This window comes from Rarobacter faecitabidus, from assembly GCF_006716265.1.
GTDB lineage: Bacteria > Actinomycetota > Actinomycetes > Actinomycetales > Cellulomonadaceae > Rarobacter > Rarobacter faecitabidus.
Genome location: NZ_VFOS01000001.1, coordinates 976,101 through 994,005 on the forward strand (window position 1 = coordinate 976,101; position 17,905 = coordinate 994,005).

The 17,905-nt window shown below is 66.4% G+C and carries 10 protein-coding genes and 1 tRNA gene; 1 reads left to right on the plus strand and 10 read right to left on the minus strand.

The annotated features are described in order from the left end of the window. Positions 1–65: 65 nt before the first annotated feature. The 4 genes from lnt to FB461_RS04455 all read right to left on the minus strand — a co-directional run bounded on the left by lnt (position 66) and on the right by FB461_RS04455 (position 7,684). Positions 66–1,874, minus strand: a complete 1,809-nt coding sequence (lnt, locus tag FB461_RS04440) for an apolipoprotein N-acyltransferase (protein WP_142119329.1) — start codon at positions 1,872–1,874, stop codon at positions 66–68. 42 nt (positions 1,875–1,916) lie between these two features. After that, positions 1,917–3,476, minus strand: a complete 1,560-nt coding sequence (locus FB461_RS04445; RefSeq protein WP_142119331.1) for an SLC13 family permease — start codon at positions 3,474–3,476, stop codon at positions 1,917–1,919. A 180-nt stretch (positions 3,477–3,656) separates the two neighbouring features. Then, positions 3,657–6,332 carry a DNA polymerase I gene (gene polA, locus FB461_RS04450; RefSeq protein WP_142119333.1) on the minus strand — a complete coding sequence of 892 codons (2,676 nt, stop codon included), beginning with the start codon at positions 6,330–6,332 and terminating at the stop codon, positions 3,657–3,659. Positions 6,333–6,346: 14 nt separating this feature from the next. Next, complete coding sequence (locus FB461_RS04455; protein WP_142119335.1) at positions 6,347–7,684, minus strand: glycoside hydrolase family 15 protein; 1,338 nt, start codon at positions 7,682–7,684, stop codon at positions 6,347–6,349. Positions 7,685–7,842: 158 nt separating this feature from the next. Between FB461_RS04455 and FB461_RS04460 the strand changes: the two genes are divergently transcribed. Continuing rightward, the gene (locus FB461_RS04460) at positions 7,843–8,226 is read left to right on the plus strand and encodes a PaaI family thioesterase (RefSeq protein ID WP_142119337.1); all 384 of its coding nucleotides are present in this window, start codon (positions 7,843–7,845) and stop codon (positions 8,224–8,226) included. A 182-nt stretch (positions 8,227–8,408) separates the two neighbouring features. On the opposite strand, the gene FB461_RS04465 is transcribed toward FB461_RS04460, so the two are convergent. From FB461_RS04465 to gltB, 6 genes are all read right to left on the minus strand, one after another. After that, entirely contained in the window at positions 8,409–9,023 is a 615-nt protein-coding gene (locus FB461_RS04465; RefSeq protein WP_142119339.1) for a GNAT family N-acetyltransferase, read from the minus strand. A gap of 55 nt (positions 9,024–9,078) precedes the next feature. Continuing rightward, complete coding sequence (locus FB461_RS04470) at positions 9,079–9,777, minus strand: ANTAR domain-containing response regulator (RefSeq protein WP_170222613.1); 699 nt, start codon at positions 9,775–9,777, stop codon at positions 9,079–9,081. 288 nt (positions 9,778–10,065) lie between these two features. After that, positions 10,066–10,139, minus strand: a tRNA-Leu gene (locus FB461_RS04475). Positions 10,140–10,264: 125 nt separating this feature from the next. After that, entirely contained in the window at positions 10,265–11,683 is a 1,419-nt protein-coding gene (gene pyk / locus FB461_RS04480; protein WP_142119341.1) for a pyruvate kinase, read from the minus strand. A 132-nt stretch (positions 11,684–11,815) separates the two neighbouring features. After that, the gene (locus tag FB461_RS04485) at positions 11,816–13,282 is read right to left on the minus strand and encodes a glutamate synthase subunit beta (protein WP_142119344.1); all 1,467 of its coding nucleotides are present in this window, start codon (positions 13,280–13,282) and stop codon (positions 11,816–11,818) included. Next, positions 13,275–17,849, minus strand: coding sequence for a glutamate synthase large subunit (gene gltB, locus FB461_RS04490; RefSeq protein WP_142119346.1), 4,575 nt, complete (start codon positions 17,847–17,849; stop codon positions 13,275–13,277). Before gltB ends, FB461_RS04485 begins: the two co-directional genes overlap by 8 nt. Positions 17,850–17,905 lie beyond the last annotated feature (56 nt).

The window sequence follows — 17,905 nt, forward strand, 5'->3', positions numbered from 1 at the left end:
CCGGCCATCGCCCTCCCCCGCTCCCACGGCTGATGTGGGGTGTGCGAGCGAGGGCGGTCGGCGACTCATTCACGCCCGCGGCGGCGCTCACGCAGGCGCAGGCCGATGAGGACGAGGGCTCCCGCGCCGGACACCAGCACCGACGACCACGCGAGAACCGGTCCTAGGCGGATCCCGAGCGTGGTTCCCTCCCGCAGTTGGATCTGCTGGATCATTGCCCCGGGCTGGAACGTGGACAGTTCGGCGAGCGTGGTGCCGTCGGCATCGATGATCGCGCTCGTGCCGACGGTCGATACGTTGACGACGGTGCGCCCCGTTTCGATGGCTCGGAGCCTGGCTATCGCGAGTTGCTGCACTGACTCGTCGGTGGTGCCGAAATCGCCGTTGTTCGATTGCGCCAAGATGGCCTGACCGCCGTCGGCGACGATCGACCGCGCCACGTCGTCGTAGGCGATGTCGAAGCAGATCGCCGAACCGAAGCGGCCGCTACCGACCGGCAGCACGTTCGAGGCGGTGCCTGGAACGTAGTCGCGCCCGATCAGTCCGATGAGTCCTGGCACGATCCTGCTGTAAAAAGACCGGTGAGGTACGTACTCCCCGAATGGCACGGGATGCTTCTTGTCGTAAATGGCCGTAGCCGCGCTCCCCCCGGCAGGCCAAACCAGGGAACTGTTGAAGTACTCATCACCTCGCTTGGTGATCGTTCCGAACACGAGCGGGGCCTCATTCCGGGCGGTCAGTTCGCTGATCACCTTGCGAGCTCCCAGGTCGCGAGTGGGGTCGAGATCCGACCCGTCCTCCGGCCACACGATGAGATCAACCTTGTTGCCGTCGACGAATCGTTCTGTCGCCGCCGCCTGCGAGGCGAGGAGGTCACCCGCCGCGCGCGGCGTGAAGTACCCCGCAGGACCATCGCCTTGCACTGCGGCCACGGTCACGGAGCCGACGACCTTCTGGGGAAACGGGGCAATCAGCGCGGCCACGGCCACCACGACCGACCAGCCCAGCCCGAAGCGAAGGAGGCCTCGTCCGGAATTTGCCAGCGCGCCCACGAAGTTGCGCGTCGCTACGGCTCGCGCAGCGGCGACGGCGCATTGCAGGAGGACGCCGGCGAGGGCGGCCAACAGCATCGAGAGACCGCTGGCGCCGATCCAGGAGGCAGCCGCGGAGAACGGACCCTGCGAATGCGCGAATGCGAGCCGGCCCCACGAGAACCCGCCGTACGGCCACGCGGCGGTCACGGTCTCCCCCGCGACCCACCAAGCGGCCGCCAGCAGCGGAACCGCGAGCCAGGTCACCCACCGTTGCGGGTTGCGCGCGAGGCGGCGGGCGCAACTGCCGAACCCCGCGAGGAAAAGCCCGAAGATCAGGGCCTGCGATGCGGAGAGTGCGAGCCAGGGAATGGCGCCGAGGTACAACGTCGCCCACTCGATGTGTACCAGGTAGAAGGCGAGCGTCCCCGCTGCTCCGATGACGTACCCGGGCCAGAAGCGCATGCCGTAGACGGATCCCAGCAGCATCGCCGTTCCGATGACGGCCCCCGGCCACCAGCCGACCGCGGGAAAGGCAAGGTCGAGGACGAACCCGCCCGCCACGCCGAGCGCGAGCCGGGCGGCCGCGACTCGGATCCGTCGCCATGTTTGGCGCGTCCGGTCGCCGTCGGCGAATGCCCACTCGTGGCGCTCACCGGGGCCAGCGATCTCAGCGGGGATGGCTTTGCGATCGTTAGCGTCCGGCTGCGCGGTCGAGTCCGGGTGCGCAGCGATCTCCGACTGCGCCCCAGTACCCGGCTGCGCGGCAGTGTCCGGCTGCGAACCAGCGGCCAGGTGCGCGGCCGTGTCCGGGGCTCCCTGGACGAACTCAGTGTCGGTCACGCGTCTAACGGTAGTGGCTTCACCTGGAGGAATTCGCTGGCGCTACAGGTCGATACCCAGAAAGAGGTGACCCAGGGTGGCGATGGTGAGGGGAATCAGCACAATCGTGAGAGCGCTCAGCGGAGCACCGGCTCGGAACATCTGCGGCACCTTGACGTATCCGGAGGAGATGGCAATCGCGTTGGGCGGGGTCGCCGCTGGCATCATGAAGGTGCACGCGGCCGTCAGTGCCACCGGAACGGTAAACAGGAGCGGATCGGCGCCGATCGAGATGGCTACTCCGCCCATGATCGGCAGCAGGGTCGCCGCGGCGGCGGTATTGGACATGAACTCGGTCAGTAGCAGGGTCAGCGCGCAGATGACCATGATTATGAGGAATCCCGGAAGGACCTGGGCACCGCTGGCGCGCTCCCCGATCCACTCCCCTAGGCCAGAAGATGTGATCCGGGCGGCCAGGGCGAGGCCGCCGCCGAAGAGCAGCAGAATGCCCCACGGCAGGTCCTTGGTGTCGGACCATTGGAGCAGGCGCACGCCGCGTTCCTCGCCCGATGGCGTGAGGAACAGCGCGAACAGCGCGAGCACGGCGATGACCTCGTCAGTCAGCGGCGATGATCGCCACACGAGCGGCAACACCACCCAGCACAGCGCGGTGAGCGCGAAAATGACGATCACCCTGACCTCGGCGCGCGTGATCGGTCCGAGCCGATCCAGTTCGTCGCGGATCAGCGACTTCTCTCCCGGAATGGGCTCGTTGGAGGTGCGGAATATGATGCGCGTCAGCACCAGCCACGTGACGGCGAGAAACACGATGGACAGTGGTACTCCGACGGCCATCCACTGAGCGAAGCCGATGTGGATTCCGCGGGTCGCAGACAGGTAGCCGACCAGCAGCGCGTTCGGCGGGCTGGCGATGATCGTGCCGAACGAGCCGATCGTCGCCGCATAGGCGATGCCGAGCATGAGGGAAGCCGATAGCTTCCGATCGGTGCGGCCCCGTCGCGCGCTGAGGGTCGCGAGGACGGAAGAGCCGATCGGTAGCATCATCACCGCGGTCGCTGTGTTGGACACCCACATGGAGATCAGCGCGGTGGCTATCATGAAGCCCAAGACGAGCCGCGACGGACGGGTGCCGGAGAACCGCAATACGGTCAGCGCGATCCGCCGGTGTAGTTGCCAGCGTTGCATGGCGATGGCGAGTACGAAGCCGCCGAGGAACAGGAACACGACGGGGTTGGCGTACGGCGCAGCCACTGCGGTCGACTCCAGGCCACCCAGTGCGGTGAAGATCACGATGGGCAGGAGCGCTGTGACGGCCAACGGGACCGCCTCGAACATCCACCACAGGCCCATCCAGACAACGACGGCCGCGGTGAGCGCCGCGGCGTTGACTCCGGCGCCAGGAGCGTCGGGTATGGCGAAGTCGGCAACGGCGGGTTGGATCTGCGGCATCGCAACGAACACCGCGATCGCGGCGACGGGGCCGACGATCAGTCCCAGACGCTGCCTGCCGATGCGACGGCCCCGGCGCAGCACCCGCCCCACCAGTTTTCGGCTCGCCGCCGAGGGCGATTTGAAGATGACGAGCGAGCGGTCGGGTTGCATGAGCGGCCCCTGGGGTCGTTTGCGATGTCCTGCTCCGACGATATCGTCACAATACGACCGGCGGGCAGGACCCTTGGCCGGCAATCGCCGTTTCCGGTAGCCGCTAGCGGCTCGGGGACATCAACGCAACCCTCGCGGATCGGGTCATGCGCGGCGCATGCGCACCAGTGAGCCGCGCCGTCAGTGGCTGGCCGCGAGCCAGGATGCGCCGACTCCTACCGAGACCTCTAGTGGCACGCTCAGCGTGGCGGCCGAGGCCATGCGACCTCGCACCAGTGCCGTGACCCGCTCCAGCTCGCCGGGGGCCACCTCGACGATGAGTTCATCGTGCACCTGCAGGAGCAGTCGGGAGTCCAGTTTTTCCTCGGCCAAGGCGGCGCCGACCTGTAGCATCGCGATCTTGATGATGTCGGCAGCGCTCCCCTGGATCGGTGCGTTCAACGCCATGCGCTCGGCCATCTCCCGGCGCTGGCGTGAATCGGAGGTGAGGTCCGGCAGGTAGCGCCGCCTACCGAGGATCGTCTCGGTGTATCCCGTGACCCGCGCCTCCTCCACGACCGTGTGCAGGTAGTCGCGGACGCCGCCGAACCGCTCGAAGTAGTCCGTCATCAGACCGCGAGCCTCGGCCACCTCGATGTTCAGTTGCTTGGACAGCCCGAAGGCAGATAGCCCGTAGGCCAGGCCGTAGGACATCGCCTTGATCTTGGAGCGCATAGACGACGAGACATCCGCCGGCGCCACGGAGAATACGCGCGAACCGACGAAGTTGTGCAGGTCCTCGCCGCTGTTGAATGCCTCGATGAGGCCCGTGTCGCCAGAGAGATGTGCCATGATGCGCATCTCGATCTGCGAGTAGTCCGCGGTGAGGAGGGTTTCGTATCCTTCGCCGACCACGAAGGCTCGCCGAATCTGCCTGCCCGCCTCGGTCCGGACGGGAATGTTCTGCAGGTTCGGCTCCGTTGACGACAACCGGCCGGTGGCAGCCACGGTCTGCTGGAAGGTCGTGTGTATGCGCCCGTCGCTCGCCGTGGAGCGGATCAGTCCGTCCACCGTCTGCTTGAGTTTGGTCGTGTCCCGGTATGCAAGAAGGTGTGCCAGGAAGTCGTTACCCGTCTTGGCATAGAGGTCCGCCAGGGCGGCGGCGTCCGTGGTGTAGCCGGTCTTGATCTTCTTGGTCTTGGGCATACCCAGTTCGTCGAACAGGACCGTCTGCAACTGCTTGGGGGAACCAAGATTCACGGTGTGCCCGATCGACTGATAGGCGGCCTGCGCCGAGTTCTCGGCGTGGGCCGCGAAGTCTTTGCTCAGCTCCGCGAGATAGGACGAGTCCACGGCGATCCCGTCTCGCTCCATCACTGCGAGTAGCCATGTCACCGGCAGTTCGAGGTCGGTCAGCAGCTCGAGTGAATCGATACCGGCCAGTTCCTCGCGCTGCTTCTGCTCGAGTCGCGCCAGCACCACAGCGTCGGCGCCCAGCGCCGACGCCTGGCTCTCGTCGCCCAGATCCAGGCTGCCCTGCCCGCCGTTGTCAGTCACGGTGAGGTCGAGGCCCAGGTAGCGCATCGCGAGCGACGGCAGATCGTACGTGCGCTGATCCGGATGGGCCAGGTAGGCCGCCAGTTGGCTGTCGAACACAACCCCGGCCAACTCAATGTCCCGGGACGAGAGCGCATGCAGCAGGCCCTTGACGCCGTGCCCCGTCTTCGCCGCGGCCTCGTCCGCGAGCCACGCCCTGAGCACGGCCTCATCCTCGGTGCGCAACTGCGCGAAGTCGACCACGACGGCCTCACCATCGGACCGTCCGAGGGCTAGAAGCCACACGTCAGGATCGACCGGCAGTTGATTGCCCTCGATGGCGATGCCGAGTGGCTCGCTGGCGGCGGCGAGCCACTCGGCCAGCGCAGTGCGCTCCAGATCGACCAGTTCGACCCCGCCTGCCCCTGCCGTCGTCGCTTCCTGGTTCGCCGGGTTCGTGTCGAGGGCGAACAGGCGTTCGCGTAGCGTCCGGAACTGGAGAGAGTCGAGAACCTGATCGATCTCCGCGCGGTCCCACGGCTTGATCGTGAGTTCGGCGACCGGCGCCGGCAGTTCGACATCGCGCAGCAACTGACCGAGCCGGCGATTCAGGCGCACCTGGTCGATGTGGTCACGTAGCGACTGGCCCACCTTTCCGCCGATCTCGTCCGCGTGCGCCAGCAGGGAGTCGAGGTCGCCGTACTGTCCCAGCCACTTCGCCGCCGTTTTCGGACCCACTCCGGGGACCCCGGGGAGGTTGTCGCTCGTCTCCCCCACCATGGCCGCGAGATCGGGATACTGCTCCGGGGTGACCTGATACTTCTCGTAGACGGCTTCCGGGGTCATGCGCGCCAGATCGGACACCCCGCGGCGCGGGTAGAGCACCGTCACGCGGTCGTTGACCAACTGCAGCGTGTCGCGGTCGCCCGAGCACACGAGGACGTCCATGCCCGCCTGGCTTGCCTCGAAGGAGAGCGTGGCGATGATGTCATCCGCCTCAATGAGGTCCTTCGACATCGTCGTGATTCCCAGGGAGTGCAGGACCTCTTCGATCAGCGGGATCTGGTGCTTGAATTCCTCGGGTGTCTTCTCGCGCGTGCCCTTGTATTCGGGATACTGCTCCGTGCGGAAGGTGTGGCTGCCCGCATCGAACGCAACGGCGACGTGGCTAGGCTGCTCTTCCTTGAGCAGGGTGATGAGCATCGACAGGAAGCCGTAGACGGCGTTCGTGGCGACGCCGGTCGAGGTGGCGAACTTCTCCACGGGCAGGGCGAAGAAGCCGCGGAACGCCATCGAGTGGCCGTCGATCAGGAGGAGCTTGGACCGCGCAGAGTTCGTCACTGTTCAACGATACGTCAGCCACCGATGTCTTCGTCCGGGCCGGGCAGGCAGGACAGCGCGATGAGCACGTTGGCGCTCGTCCAGGCCAACGGCGCCACCGAGGCGGGCGTGCCGTCGCTCAGGACCTTCTCCGGAAGCGAGCCCGCTTCGGTCCGATGCGCCTCGAGCCAGGCCAACCAGGTTCTGGCCTGCGCGGTGTCGCCGGAGCAGGCCGCCACGAGTGCGTAGATCGACGTGGTCGGTGTCCAAGAGATGCCGTCGTTGCGCCAGGAACCGCCGGGTGCCAGCCCACCACCTGGCCGCACCATGGCGGCCTGCGAAGCCTGCCACGCGGCGGCCGCCCCCGGCAGATCTTCGTCCACGAACGGCCGCCGGACGAAGTTGACAGCCGTGTCCGGCGCCGAGGCGCCCAGCGACCCCACCCAGCCGCGCTGGCGGGGATAGCCCTGCGAGCCGAACGTGGCCACGAGCAGGTCGCGATAGCGTACGGCCGCCGTGGCTGCCCCCACGCTGCCGAGATGGGCGGCCGACTGTAGGGCGATCAGGAGCGGGCCGGCCGTCCCCAGCGTCAGGCGATACTCACGCACCTCCCAGTAGTCAGGTGAGATGGGTGGCAGTCGGCGCCCGTCGTCCGTCAGGCGCAGGGCCGCAGCGCTCGCCCGCGAGATCAACAGGTCCAGCCCGCTGCGGATCTCCCCCCGCCGAGCCGCGGGTGCCTCGGCCAGCACCTGCCGCGCGGCCCACAGAACCCATCCGATGCCGTCCGTCTGCGCAGCGCGATCGTCCGGAGTGCTCCCGATATCGGCGGGAAGATAGCGCGCCTGAAACGTGCCGTCGCCGGATTGCACGTCCTGGAGGTAGGACAGGATGCCCCAGGCCTGGTCGAGGTGGCCCGATCGCGCCAGCGCGACGGCGGCGAACGACGCGTCTCGCGGCCAGACATAGTGCCAGTTGTCCTGCCACGCGGCAATCAGCGCGTAACGCTGCGGTCCCACGTCCGCTTTCCCGTATCGGACCGGGAGCGCGAGTGCGTCGATATCCAGCAGCGCGCGGACGGACATCTCCTCATTGGGCGTGCCCGCAGCCGGGACGGATCCCTGGGCGAGCCACTCCCGCCCTGCCGCCGATGGGCTCGGCTGGGCGCTGGCACGGGGTGGCAACGACTCCCGCTCACCGTCGTCGCGCACCGTGATTCCCGACGAGTAGAGCGGTATGAACGTGTCCGTGACCGGACCGGGCGGCGCCGGCGTGAGGAAGGTAAGGATGACGGTCGCGAGCGCAACACCGATGACCCAGGCACTCGCAACCCACGGTCCGGCGCCAAAATCGCGTCTTGGACGAAGCACCATCACCCAGCCAATCTAGTCGGTCAGCCGTGCAGGCACGAGCAAAGGGCCCAGCCCTCACTCATCGCCTTGAATCTGAGGCTGACAACCAGCAGGGAAAGATAGTGTTGTCTGGCAAGGAACAGCAATGGGTATCGCGCCCCGCGAGAAGGAATCGAACTGCAATGCCTGACAGATCCCGTCTCGGGCCGCTCGCCGACAAGCTCGGCATCACCGTGATCCAGGTCCGCGCGGACGAGGCCATCGCCACGATGCCGGTAGGCGGCAACACGCAGCCGTACGGATTGCTGCACGGGGGTGCCTCGGCAGCGCTCGCGGAGACGATCGGATCGCTCGCGGCCAATGCGCACGCAGGAGAGGGTCGGCGTGCGGTCGGAATCGAACTCTCGGTGAGCCATCACCGGGCGGTGAGTGAGGGCCTGGTCACCGCCCGCGCACGCTCTGTCCACCTCGGATCGCGCATTGCGACGTACGAGATCTCCGTGGAGGACGAGTCAGGGCGACTCGCGGCGACTGCACGACTGACCTGCATGATCATCGCCGCCTAGCCGGCTGGCGCTAGCTGCTCGGGCCTAGGTAGCGTCATTGATGCTGGCCCGCCGGGCCGCGGAATGCCGCGCACGTGCGGCACGTGGCGGCTGCCGAAGCGCCGGGGCACGCCCGGCACGTGGCGTCACGAGGCGTTACGTGCTGGCCACGGGTGCGCCGGTGGACTGTTGCGTGCTGGTCGCTACTGTCGCTCGAGGCGGCGCTCGACCTCGCGGCTGTCAATGGGAATCGAGGCGGTTCGACTGCGGCGTCGCCGCGCGATCAGGTCCTCGATGGTCCGGCTGGGGCGACGATGCCAGTTGGTCTCCCGGGCCAGTTCGCGCTGCAGCGCGGTGACATTGACGACTCGGTGAGTGCCGGCGGGTGCGAAGCCGAGCCGTGCGAGGAATCGCTGCGTCCCGCGGGCACCGGGAAGTTGCTGGGCGAAGATGTCGGCGGCGTCACGCGCCGCGGCTACGTCCGCGATGTGCGCCATGAGGGCTCGTCCAATCCCCTGGCGCCTCGCCGACCGCGGCACGTACAGCGCCTCGATGAAAACGCTCGGGGCGGGGCGCAGCAGATCCGAATCGAGCACCCGATAGAACGCGAACCCCGCCATGGCGCCGCGCGAATGCGCCGCCACGATGTCGCCGCCGGGTACCTGCTGGAACACGCGCAACTGTCGCGAGAGTTGATCGATCTCGTTGCTGCACAACTGGGCGCCGATCGTCGATTCCTCACGAGCCTCCAGGCAAAGACTTGCGACCTCCTCGATCTCGGAGTCGACGACGTTCGTGATGACTATTGCTGAGGTCACTCTTCATCTCCTTGGCAAAATGACGCGGATTCACCGCAAAGAATCGAGTACGGGATCAGGATTCGTCGGCGCCGACCTGGTCGATGACGGCGTCCGCGACCTCACGCATCGTCAGCCGTCGATTCATGGACGTCTTCTGAATCCATCGGAAGGCCTCGGGCTCGGTGAGCCCCATCTTCGACATCAGCAATCCCTTGGCACGGTCCACGTGTTTACGCGTCTCGAACCGCTCAACGAGGTCCTCGACCTCGGTCTCCAGGAGGAGGATCTGCGAATAGCGGGCGATGGCGATATCGACTGCGGGGATCAGGTCGGCCGGCGAGAAGGGCTTGACGACGTACGCCATGACGCCGGCCTCGCTGGCCCGCGCAACGAGTTCGGTCTGGGAGAAGGCCGTGAGGAGCACGACGGGGGCCGCATGCGCTTTGGCGATCTTCTCTGCGGCCGAGATGCCGTCCAGCTTGGGCATCTTGACGTCCATGACGACGATGTCGGGGCGAAGCTCCACGGCGAGTTCGACCGCCCGCTCACCGTTGGGCGCCTCGCCAACGATCTCGAAGCCGGCTTCCGTCAGGGTCTCGACAACATCCATGCGGATGAGCGCCTCGTCCTCCGCCACTACTGCGCGTCGCTTGGGCCGTACGTTCGTTGGGGGGTCCTCGGGTTCCGGCGCAGGAGCCGCTTCGAATTGCGGCGAGAATAGGGCTTGGACGTCGAGCTCTGGGGCGTCCTCGGGCTTGTCTTGAGCAGTCACACGTCAATGGTAGTAGCAAAAGCCGGGCTCATCAGTCCTGGCAGGACGAAGATTCACAATTTCCCGCGATTGATCCCCTTCTTTATGACTTTGAGCATCATAAAGGGTGAAGAGATTAGGCCACTCGGTGGCGCAGATCCAGGTGTTCGCGACGAGCAGGCGCCCGTCCGGCAATGCGGCAAGGCCCAATGCTGCCTCGTTCGAGGCAACCGTCCGACGCCGCACGCGGCGAGGAAACAAGTGATGTGCCGCAACATCGAACGAACGATGTCACGACACATCACAGGGTGCCCCGGGTGGGATTCGAACCCACACTGGATCGGGTTTGAGCCGAACGCCTCTGCCAGTTGGGCTACCGGGGCGGGGACCTGAACGACTTTACACCACGGCCGTTGCGCGATGGAAACCAGTCCTGGCGGCGTAGTGCGGTGGGGCCGGGCGCCATAGACGCCCGGCCCCACCACTGATAACTATCCGGTGGCCCGGGTCAGCGGCCTTCGCCGATGCGGTGAACTAGGATCGAGTTCGTCGTCCCCGGAACGCCCACGGGGGCGCCCGATACGACGACCACCAGGTCGCCGTCTGCGGCGAGCCCGAGGTCACGCACGGTCGAATCGACCTGCCCGACCATCTCGTCCGTGTTGCTCACCATGGGTACCTTGATGGCGTTCGTTCCCCACGACAGCGCGAGCTGGCTGCGTACGTCTTCGCTCGGCGTGAGCGCGATGGAGGGCACGGCATTGCGCAGGCGCGATACACGGCGAGCCGAGTCGCCCGACTGGGTGAACGTCACGATGAACTTGACGTCCAACTCATCGGCGATCTTGACCGCGGCGTGCGTGATGACGCCGCCCCGGGTGTGGGGGTCAGAACCGAACGGCGCGATGCGCTCGGCGCCGAGGGTCTCCGTCGCCTCCACGATCTTCGCCATGGTCCGCACGGCCTCGATCGGGAAGTCGCCCACGGAGGTCTCACCGGAGAGCATGACTGCGTCCGCTCCGTCCAGCACGGCGTTGGCGCAGTCGGACGTCTCGGCGCGAGTCGGGCGCGGGGACGAGATCATCGACTCGAGCACCTGCGTGGCGACGATGACCGGCTTGGCGTTGCGACGGGCCAGTTCGATGGCATGCTTCTGCACCAGCGGCACCTGCTCCAGAGGGAGCTCGACACCGAGGTCGCCGCGAGCGACCATGATGCCGTCGAATGCCTTGACGATCTCCTCGAGATTGTCGACCGCCTGCGGCTTTTCGATCTTGGCGATGACGGGGACCTTGCGACCCTCTTCGGCCATGATGCGAGCGACGTCGTCGAAGTCCTTGGCCGAACGCACAAACGACAACGCGATGAAGTCGGTTCCGAGCCGCAACGCCCAGCGCAGGTCGGCCTCGTCCTTGTCGGACAGCGCCGGGACGGACACGGCCACGCCCGGCAGGTTGATGCCCTTGTTGTTGGAGACCGGGCCGGGAATCTCCACGCGGGTGATTACTCGGGGTCCCTCGACCGCGGTGACGCGGACGGTGACCTTGCCGTCGTCGATGAGCAGCGGGTCGCCCACGCGCGCGTCCTGCGGCAGGCCCTTGTGAGTCGTCGAGACGAGTTCCTTGGAACCCTCGACATCCTCAGTGGTGATGGTGAAGACGTCGCCCTCGTTGAGGTAGTGCTTCTCGTCGTTCTTGAAACGACCCAGGCGAATCTTGGGACCCTGGAGGTCCACGAGGATCGCGACGTTACGGCCCGAGGCAGCGGCTGCGGCGCGAACGCCGTGGAACACGGCCTCGTGTTCTGCTGGCTCACCGTGGCTGCGGTTGATTCGAGCCACGTCCATTCCGGCGTCTACCAGTTCCTGGAGACGCTCGGGGGAAGCAGTGACCGGTCCGATGGTGCAAACAATCTTGGCTTTTCGCATGAACTCCACCCTAGTCAGGGATTCTGACCGAAGTGCGGGACTTCGGTCTATGTGGGGATTTACTTATCTGGTCTAGTGGCGGTAGACCTCACAGAGTCGAATCTATCTCCAGCGCCTCCTTGCGGCCACGGCTCACGCCCGAAGTGAGGCAGTGCTTGCTGCCACGGGTACGGGCAACTCGGTCGCTCCGCGCAGGTACTCGTCCACTGAGGCTGCGGCGGCACGTCCCTCGGCAATTGCCCACACGATCAATGATTGACCACGGCCGGCGTCGCCCGCAACGAACACGCCCGGCACCTGCGTGCGGTACTCGTCGTTGCGTGCGAAGGTCCGGCGCTGCGTCAGAGGCAGATCCAGCTGGCCCGCTTGCGTCTTCGTCTCCGGCCCGGTGAATCCCATGGCGATAAGGACGAGGTCCGCGGGCAGGTCTCGCTCCGTGCCCGCCGTGGGGACGCGGCGACCGTCGGGCAGATACTCGGTCGTAGCCACCCGCAGGGCGCGAACATTGCCATCGTCGTCGCCGATGTAGGCGACGGTCGATGCGAGGAACTCGCGCTCACCGCCCTCCTCGTGCGAGGAGGAGACCTCGAACAGCCGAGGGGTCGTCGGCCAGGGCTCGTGCGCGGGGCGCTCGTCCGGAAGGCGCTTGCCGATCGCCAGGTTGGTGACCGACGCAGCGCCCTGGCGCAGCGCGGTACCGATGCAGTCGGATCCGGTGTCGCCGCCACCGATGACGATGACGTGCTTGCCCTCCGCGCTGATCGGATCGGCAACGCCAACACCAGCGGATTCGCGGTTTGCCCGCACCAGGTATTCCATCGCGTAGTGAACGCCCCCGAGTTCGCGACCGGGCAACGCCAGATCGCGCGGCTCGGTGGCGCCGCTGGCAATGACGATCGCATCGTAGCGGTCGCGCATCTGCGACCACGAGACGTCCCGTCCGACCTCGACGCCGGTGCGGAACACGGTGCCCTCGGCCCGCATCTGCTCGATGCGCCGGTCAATGTGCTCCTTCTCCAGCTTGAAGTCGGGAATGCCGTAGCGGAGCAGGCCGCCCAACTCGTCGTCGCGCTCGTACACCGCCACCGTGTGGCCTACGCGCGAGAGTTGCTGAGCGGCGGCCAATCCCGCGGGACCCGAACCGACGACCGCGACGGTCTTGCCGGTGAACCGCTGCGGAACCTGCGGTAGCACCAGACCACGGCGGAACGCCTCGTCGATGATCTCGACTTCAAAGTTCTTGATGGTCACCGGCGGCTGGTTAATCCCGAGGACGCACGCGTCCTCGCAGGGGGCAGGGCAGACACGCCCAGTGAACTCCGGGAAGTTGTTCGTGGCGTGCAACCGTTCAATCGCGTCTGCCCAGTGGCCGGTGCGCACGAGATCGTTCCAGTCGGGAATGAGGTTGCCGAGCGGGCAGCCCTGGTTGCAGAACGGAATGCCGCAGTCCATGCAACGGCTCGCCTGCTCGCGCAAGAACGGCGACGCCGCATCGCGGTGCTCGTGCGTATCCCGGAAGTCGCGCAGTCGCACCGCAACCGGCCGGTTAGCCGGCAGTTCGCGTTCGCGGTACTTGAGAAATCCCCGCGGATCAGCCATGAGCCACCTCCAAAACCTTCTCCCACTCGCCGGGTGTGGCGAGGTCAATGCCGTCTGCCTCCGCCTGTGCCAGCACACCGCGCATGCGGTAGTACTCGGCGGGGATCAATGCCGAGAAGCGCGTCCTCGTGACCTCGAAGTCATCGAGCAACTGCGCCGCGATCGGCGATCCGGTCTCCGTGTAGTGCCGCTCGAGTAGCGCGCGCACGATCGCCGCGGACTCGTCATTCAGTTCGTGAACGAGCAACTCGCCATCGCGCGCCTGCTTGTTGAGCTTGGCCTCATCGAGGTCCAGCAGGTAGGCGATGCCCCCGGACATTCCCGCTCCGAAGTTGCGGCCGGTGCGGCCGAGCACGAGTACCGTCCCGCCGGTCATGTACTCGCAACCGTGGTCGCCCACTCCCTCAACGACGAGCGTTGCGCCCGAGTTGCGCACACCGAACCGCTCCCCCACAAGCCCACGCAGGAAGATCTCGCCCGATGTAGCACCGTAACCGATCACGTTCCCGGCGATGACGTCGTGCGCTCCGGAGAGCGTGGAGTTCCGATCCGGCCGAACGATGATGCGCCCACCCGAAAGGCCCTTACCGACGTAGTCGTTGGCGTCTCCGAACAGGCGAATGGTGATGCCCTGCGGGATGAATGCGCCGAAGGACTGGCCGCCCGATCCGGTGAGGTTGACGGTGATGGTGTCGTCGGGAAGCGGCTCGTCCCAGAAGCGCTTGGTCACCTCGTGGCCGAGCATCGTACCGACCGTTCGGTTCACGTTGCGAACGGGCAGATCGATGCTGACGGGCTGGCGGTCCTGCAGGGCGGGCTGGGCCGCTGCGATGATCTGGTTGTCCAGCGCCCGGTTGAGGCCGTGGTCCTGGCCCTTGACGCGTCGAGGTGCCGAACCGGCTGGCAGTTCCGGCTGCGCGAGGATCGGCTCGAGGTTCAGCCCCGATGCCTTCCAGTGGCTCACCGCGGCCGACGCGTCGAGATTCTGCACCTGGCCAACGGCCTCCTCGATCGAGCGGAACCCCAGGGCGGCGAGGTGCTCGCGCACCTCCTGCGCGATGAACTCGAAGAAGTTGATCACGAACTCGGGTTTGCCGGTGAAGCGCGACCGCAACTCTGGGTTCTGCGTCGCCACGCCGACGGGACAGGTGTCGAGGTGACACACGCGCATCATGATGCAACCGGAGACGACCATCGCCGTGGTGGCGAAGCCGAACTCCTCGGCGCCCAGGAGCGCGGCGATCACGACATCGCGGCCCGTCTTGAGCTGCCCGTCGACCTGCACCGTGATGCGGTCGCGGAGGTTGTTCATCACGAGGGTCTGCTGCGTTTCCGCCAGGCCGATCTCCCACGGCGTTCCCGCGTGCTTGAGCGAGGTGAGCGGGCTGGCGCCCGTGCCCCCGTCGTGACCCGAAATCAACACGACATCGGCGTGCGCCTTGGAGACTCCCGCCGCGACCGTTCCCACGCCGAACTCGGACACGAGCTTGACGTGGATGCGCGCGGCCGGGTTCGAGTTCTTGGCGTCATGAATCAGCTGGGCCAGGTCCTCAATCGAGTAGATGTCGTGGTGCGGCGGAGGCGAGATCAGGCCGACCCCCGGGGTCGAGTGCCGAGTCTTGGCAACCCAGGGATACACCTTGGCACCTGGGAGCTGACCGCCCTCACCAGGCTTCGCGCCCTGGGCGAGCTTGATCTGGATATCGTCCGCGAAGGTCAGGTACTCCGACGTCACGCCGAATCGACCGGAAGCGATCTGCTTGACGCGGCTCCGGCGTCGCGGGTCGTGGAGGCGCTCGGAGTCCTCCCCTCCCTCACCGGTGTTGGAACGCCCGCCGAGTTCGTTCATGGCAATGGCGAGCGTCTCGTGAGTCTCCCGGGAGATGGATCCGTAGGACATTGCGCCGGTGTTGAACCGCTTGACGATCTCGCTGACCGGCTCCACCTCGTCTATCGACACTGGTGGACGATCAGACTTGAACTCGAGCAGCCCGCGCAAGGTCATCAGTCGCTTGGTCTGGTCGTCGATCTTCTTCGTGTACTGGCGGAAGACGTCGTATCGGCCGGTTCGAGTGGCGTGCTGGAGACGGAAAACCGTCTCGGGATCGAACAGGTGGGGCTCCCCCTCACGGCGCCACTTGTATTCGCCGCCCATGTCCAGCGCTCGGTGCGGCGCGAGGTTGCCGGATCGTGGATACGCCTTGAGGTGACGCGCCTTCGTCTCCTCCGCGATGGTTTCGAGTCCGATACCGCCCAGGCGCGAGGTGGTCGACGTGAAGTACTCGTCGATGACTGCCTGGGATAGGCCGACGGCCTCGAAGACCTGCGCTCCCCGGTACGAGGCGATGGTCGAGATGCCCATCTTGCTCATCACCTTGAGCACACCCTTGCCGAGCGCCTTGATCAGGTTCGCAACGGCCTTGTCCGCCGGCACGTCAAGGTAGCCCCGGTTGGCCAGGTCCTCCACGGTTTCCATGGCCAGGTATGGGTTGACCGCGGCCGCGCCGTACGAGATCAGGAGCGCAACATGGTGGACCTCGCGCACGTCCCCCGCCTCGACGACGAGCGAGACCTGCGTTCGCGAGTGCTGCCGCAGCAGGTGCTGATGCACGGCGCTGAGCAGGAGCAAAGACGGGATCGGGGCGTACTGACTATCCGCGTCCCGATCCGACAGGATCAGGAACGAGGTGCCGGCCGCGATCTGCGCATCCGCCTCCGCGAAGATTTCCTTCAGTCTTTTCTGCAAGGCATCGGCTCCGCCGCTGACGTCGTACAGGCCGCGAAGGATGTGCGAGCGGAAGTTCGATCGCCGGCCAAGTTCAGAACGCGAGATGTGGACGATCTTGGCGAACTGGTCGTTGTCCAGCACCGGGAAGGGCAGGACGAGCTTGCGCGCGTGGCTGGGAGAGTCGGAAAGCAGGTTCGGCTCGGGGCCGATCGCGCCGCCCAGCGAGGTGACGATCTCCTCGCGGATGGAGTCAAGCGGCGGGTTGGTGACCTGCGCGAACATCTGCGTGAAGTAATCGAACAGGAGCCGGGGACGATCCGACAGCACCGCGATCGGCGTGTCAGTTCCCATGGCACCGAGCGGCTCACCGCCGGTGTTCGCCATGGGCGTCAGGAGGATCTTGAGTTCCTCCTCGGTGTAGCCGAAAGCCCGTTGCCGACGGGCAACCGAGGCGGCCGAGTGGGCGACGTGTTCGCGTTCGGGCACGTCCGCGAGGTAGACCTCTTGGTCGTCGATCCACTGCCGGTAAGGACGTGAGCGCGCGAGCTGACTCTTGATCTCGTCGTCCTCGATGATGCGGCCCGCAGCGGTGTCGACGAGAAACATCTTGCCGGGTTCCAGCCGTCCCTTGCGGACGACAGTGGCGGGGTCGAGTTCGAGCACGCCGGCCTCGCTCGCAAGGACGACGAGACCGTCGTCTGTGACCCAGTAGCGGCCAGGACGCAGTCCGTTGCGGTCGAGCACGGCGCCGATCAGGGTGCCATCGGTGAAGTTGAGGCACGCCGGGCCGTCCCAGGGCTCGATCAGGTTGGCGTGGAACTCGTAGAAGGCCCGCAGATCGGCGGGCATCTGCTCGTGGTTCTCCCAGGCCTCGGGAATCATCATCATTACTGCGTGGGGCAGTTCGCGCCCGGCGAGATGAAGAAGCTCGAGTACCTCATCAAAGCTGGCAGAGTCCGAGGAACCCGGCGAGTTGACGGGAAGCAGGTCGGACATGTCGCCGAGCAATTCGGACGCGAGCATGCCCTGCCGTGCGGCCATCCAGTTACGGTTTCCGCGAACGGTGTTGATCTCCCCGTTGTGCGCGATCATGCGGAACGGTTGCGCCAGTGGCCAGGATGGGAACGTGTTGGTGGAGAAGCGCGAGTGCACGAGCGCGAGTTCCGACGCGTAGCGCTCGTCCTGGAGGTCAGGGAAGAATGGGCCCAACTGGCCCGTGGTGAGCATGCCCTTGTAGGTCAGCGTCCGGGCGGACAGCGACGCGAAGAAAATGCCGAGGTCGCGTTCGGCGCGCTTGCGGATCCGATAGGCCTTGCGGTCGAGCTCGATACCAGCGAGCGAGAAGTCGGGGGCGGCGATGACGAGCTGGCGGAATGTCGGCATGGTCGAGCGCGCGGTCGGGCCGACCAACTCGGGAGTGACGGGCACGTCGCGCCACGCGAGCACCCGCAGGCCTACCTCGGCGACGATCTGCTCGATCGCGCGGGCGGCGTCGTCGGCCGCCTTGGGCTCGCCGGGAAGGAACCCGATCCCGATGGCGTAGTGTCCGGCGGCCGGCAAGTCGGCATCGATAACGTCTCGCAGGAAAGCGTCGGGGATCTGCGTCAGGATGCCTGCGCCGTCGCCCGTGTTCTCCTCCGCGCCGACTGCGCCGCGGTGGTCGAGGTTCTCCAGTGCCGTGAGAGCTGCTTCGACGATATCCCTGCCCGGAGTGCCCCGAAGTGTCGCGACAAAGGCAACACCGCATGCATCGTGCTCTGCAAGCGGGTCATAAAGGCCCTGGGCCTTCGGGTAGCCGGTCGTGACAAACGGACCTGGGAATGGCGTCGAAGTGCTCATCTGCACCGTCCTCGTCTCCGCCCTCCTGACCTCAGGCGGTGATCGTGCTGGCCCGC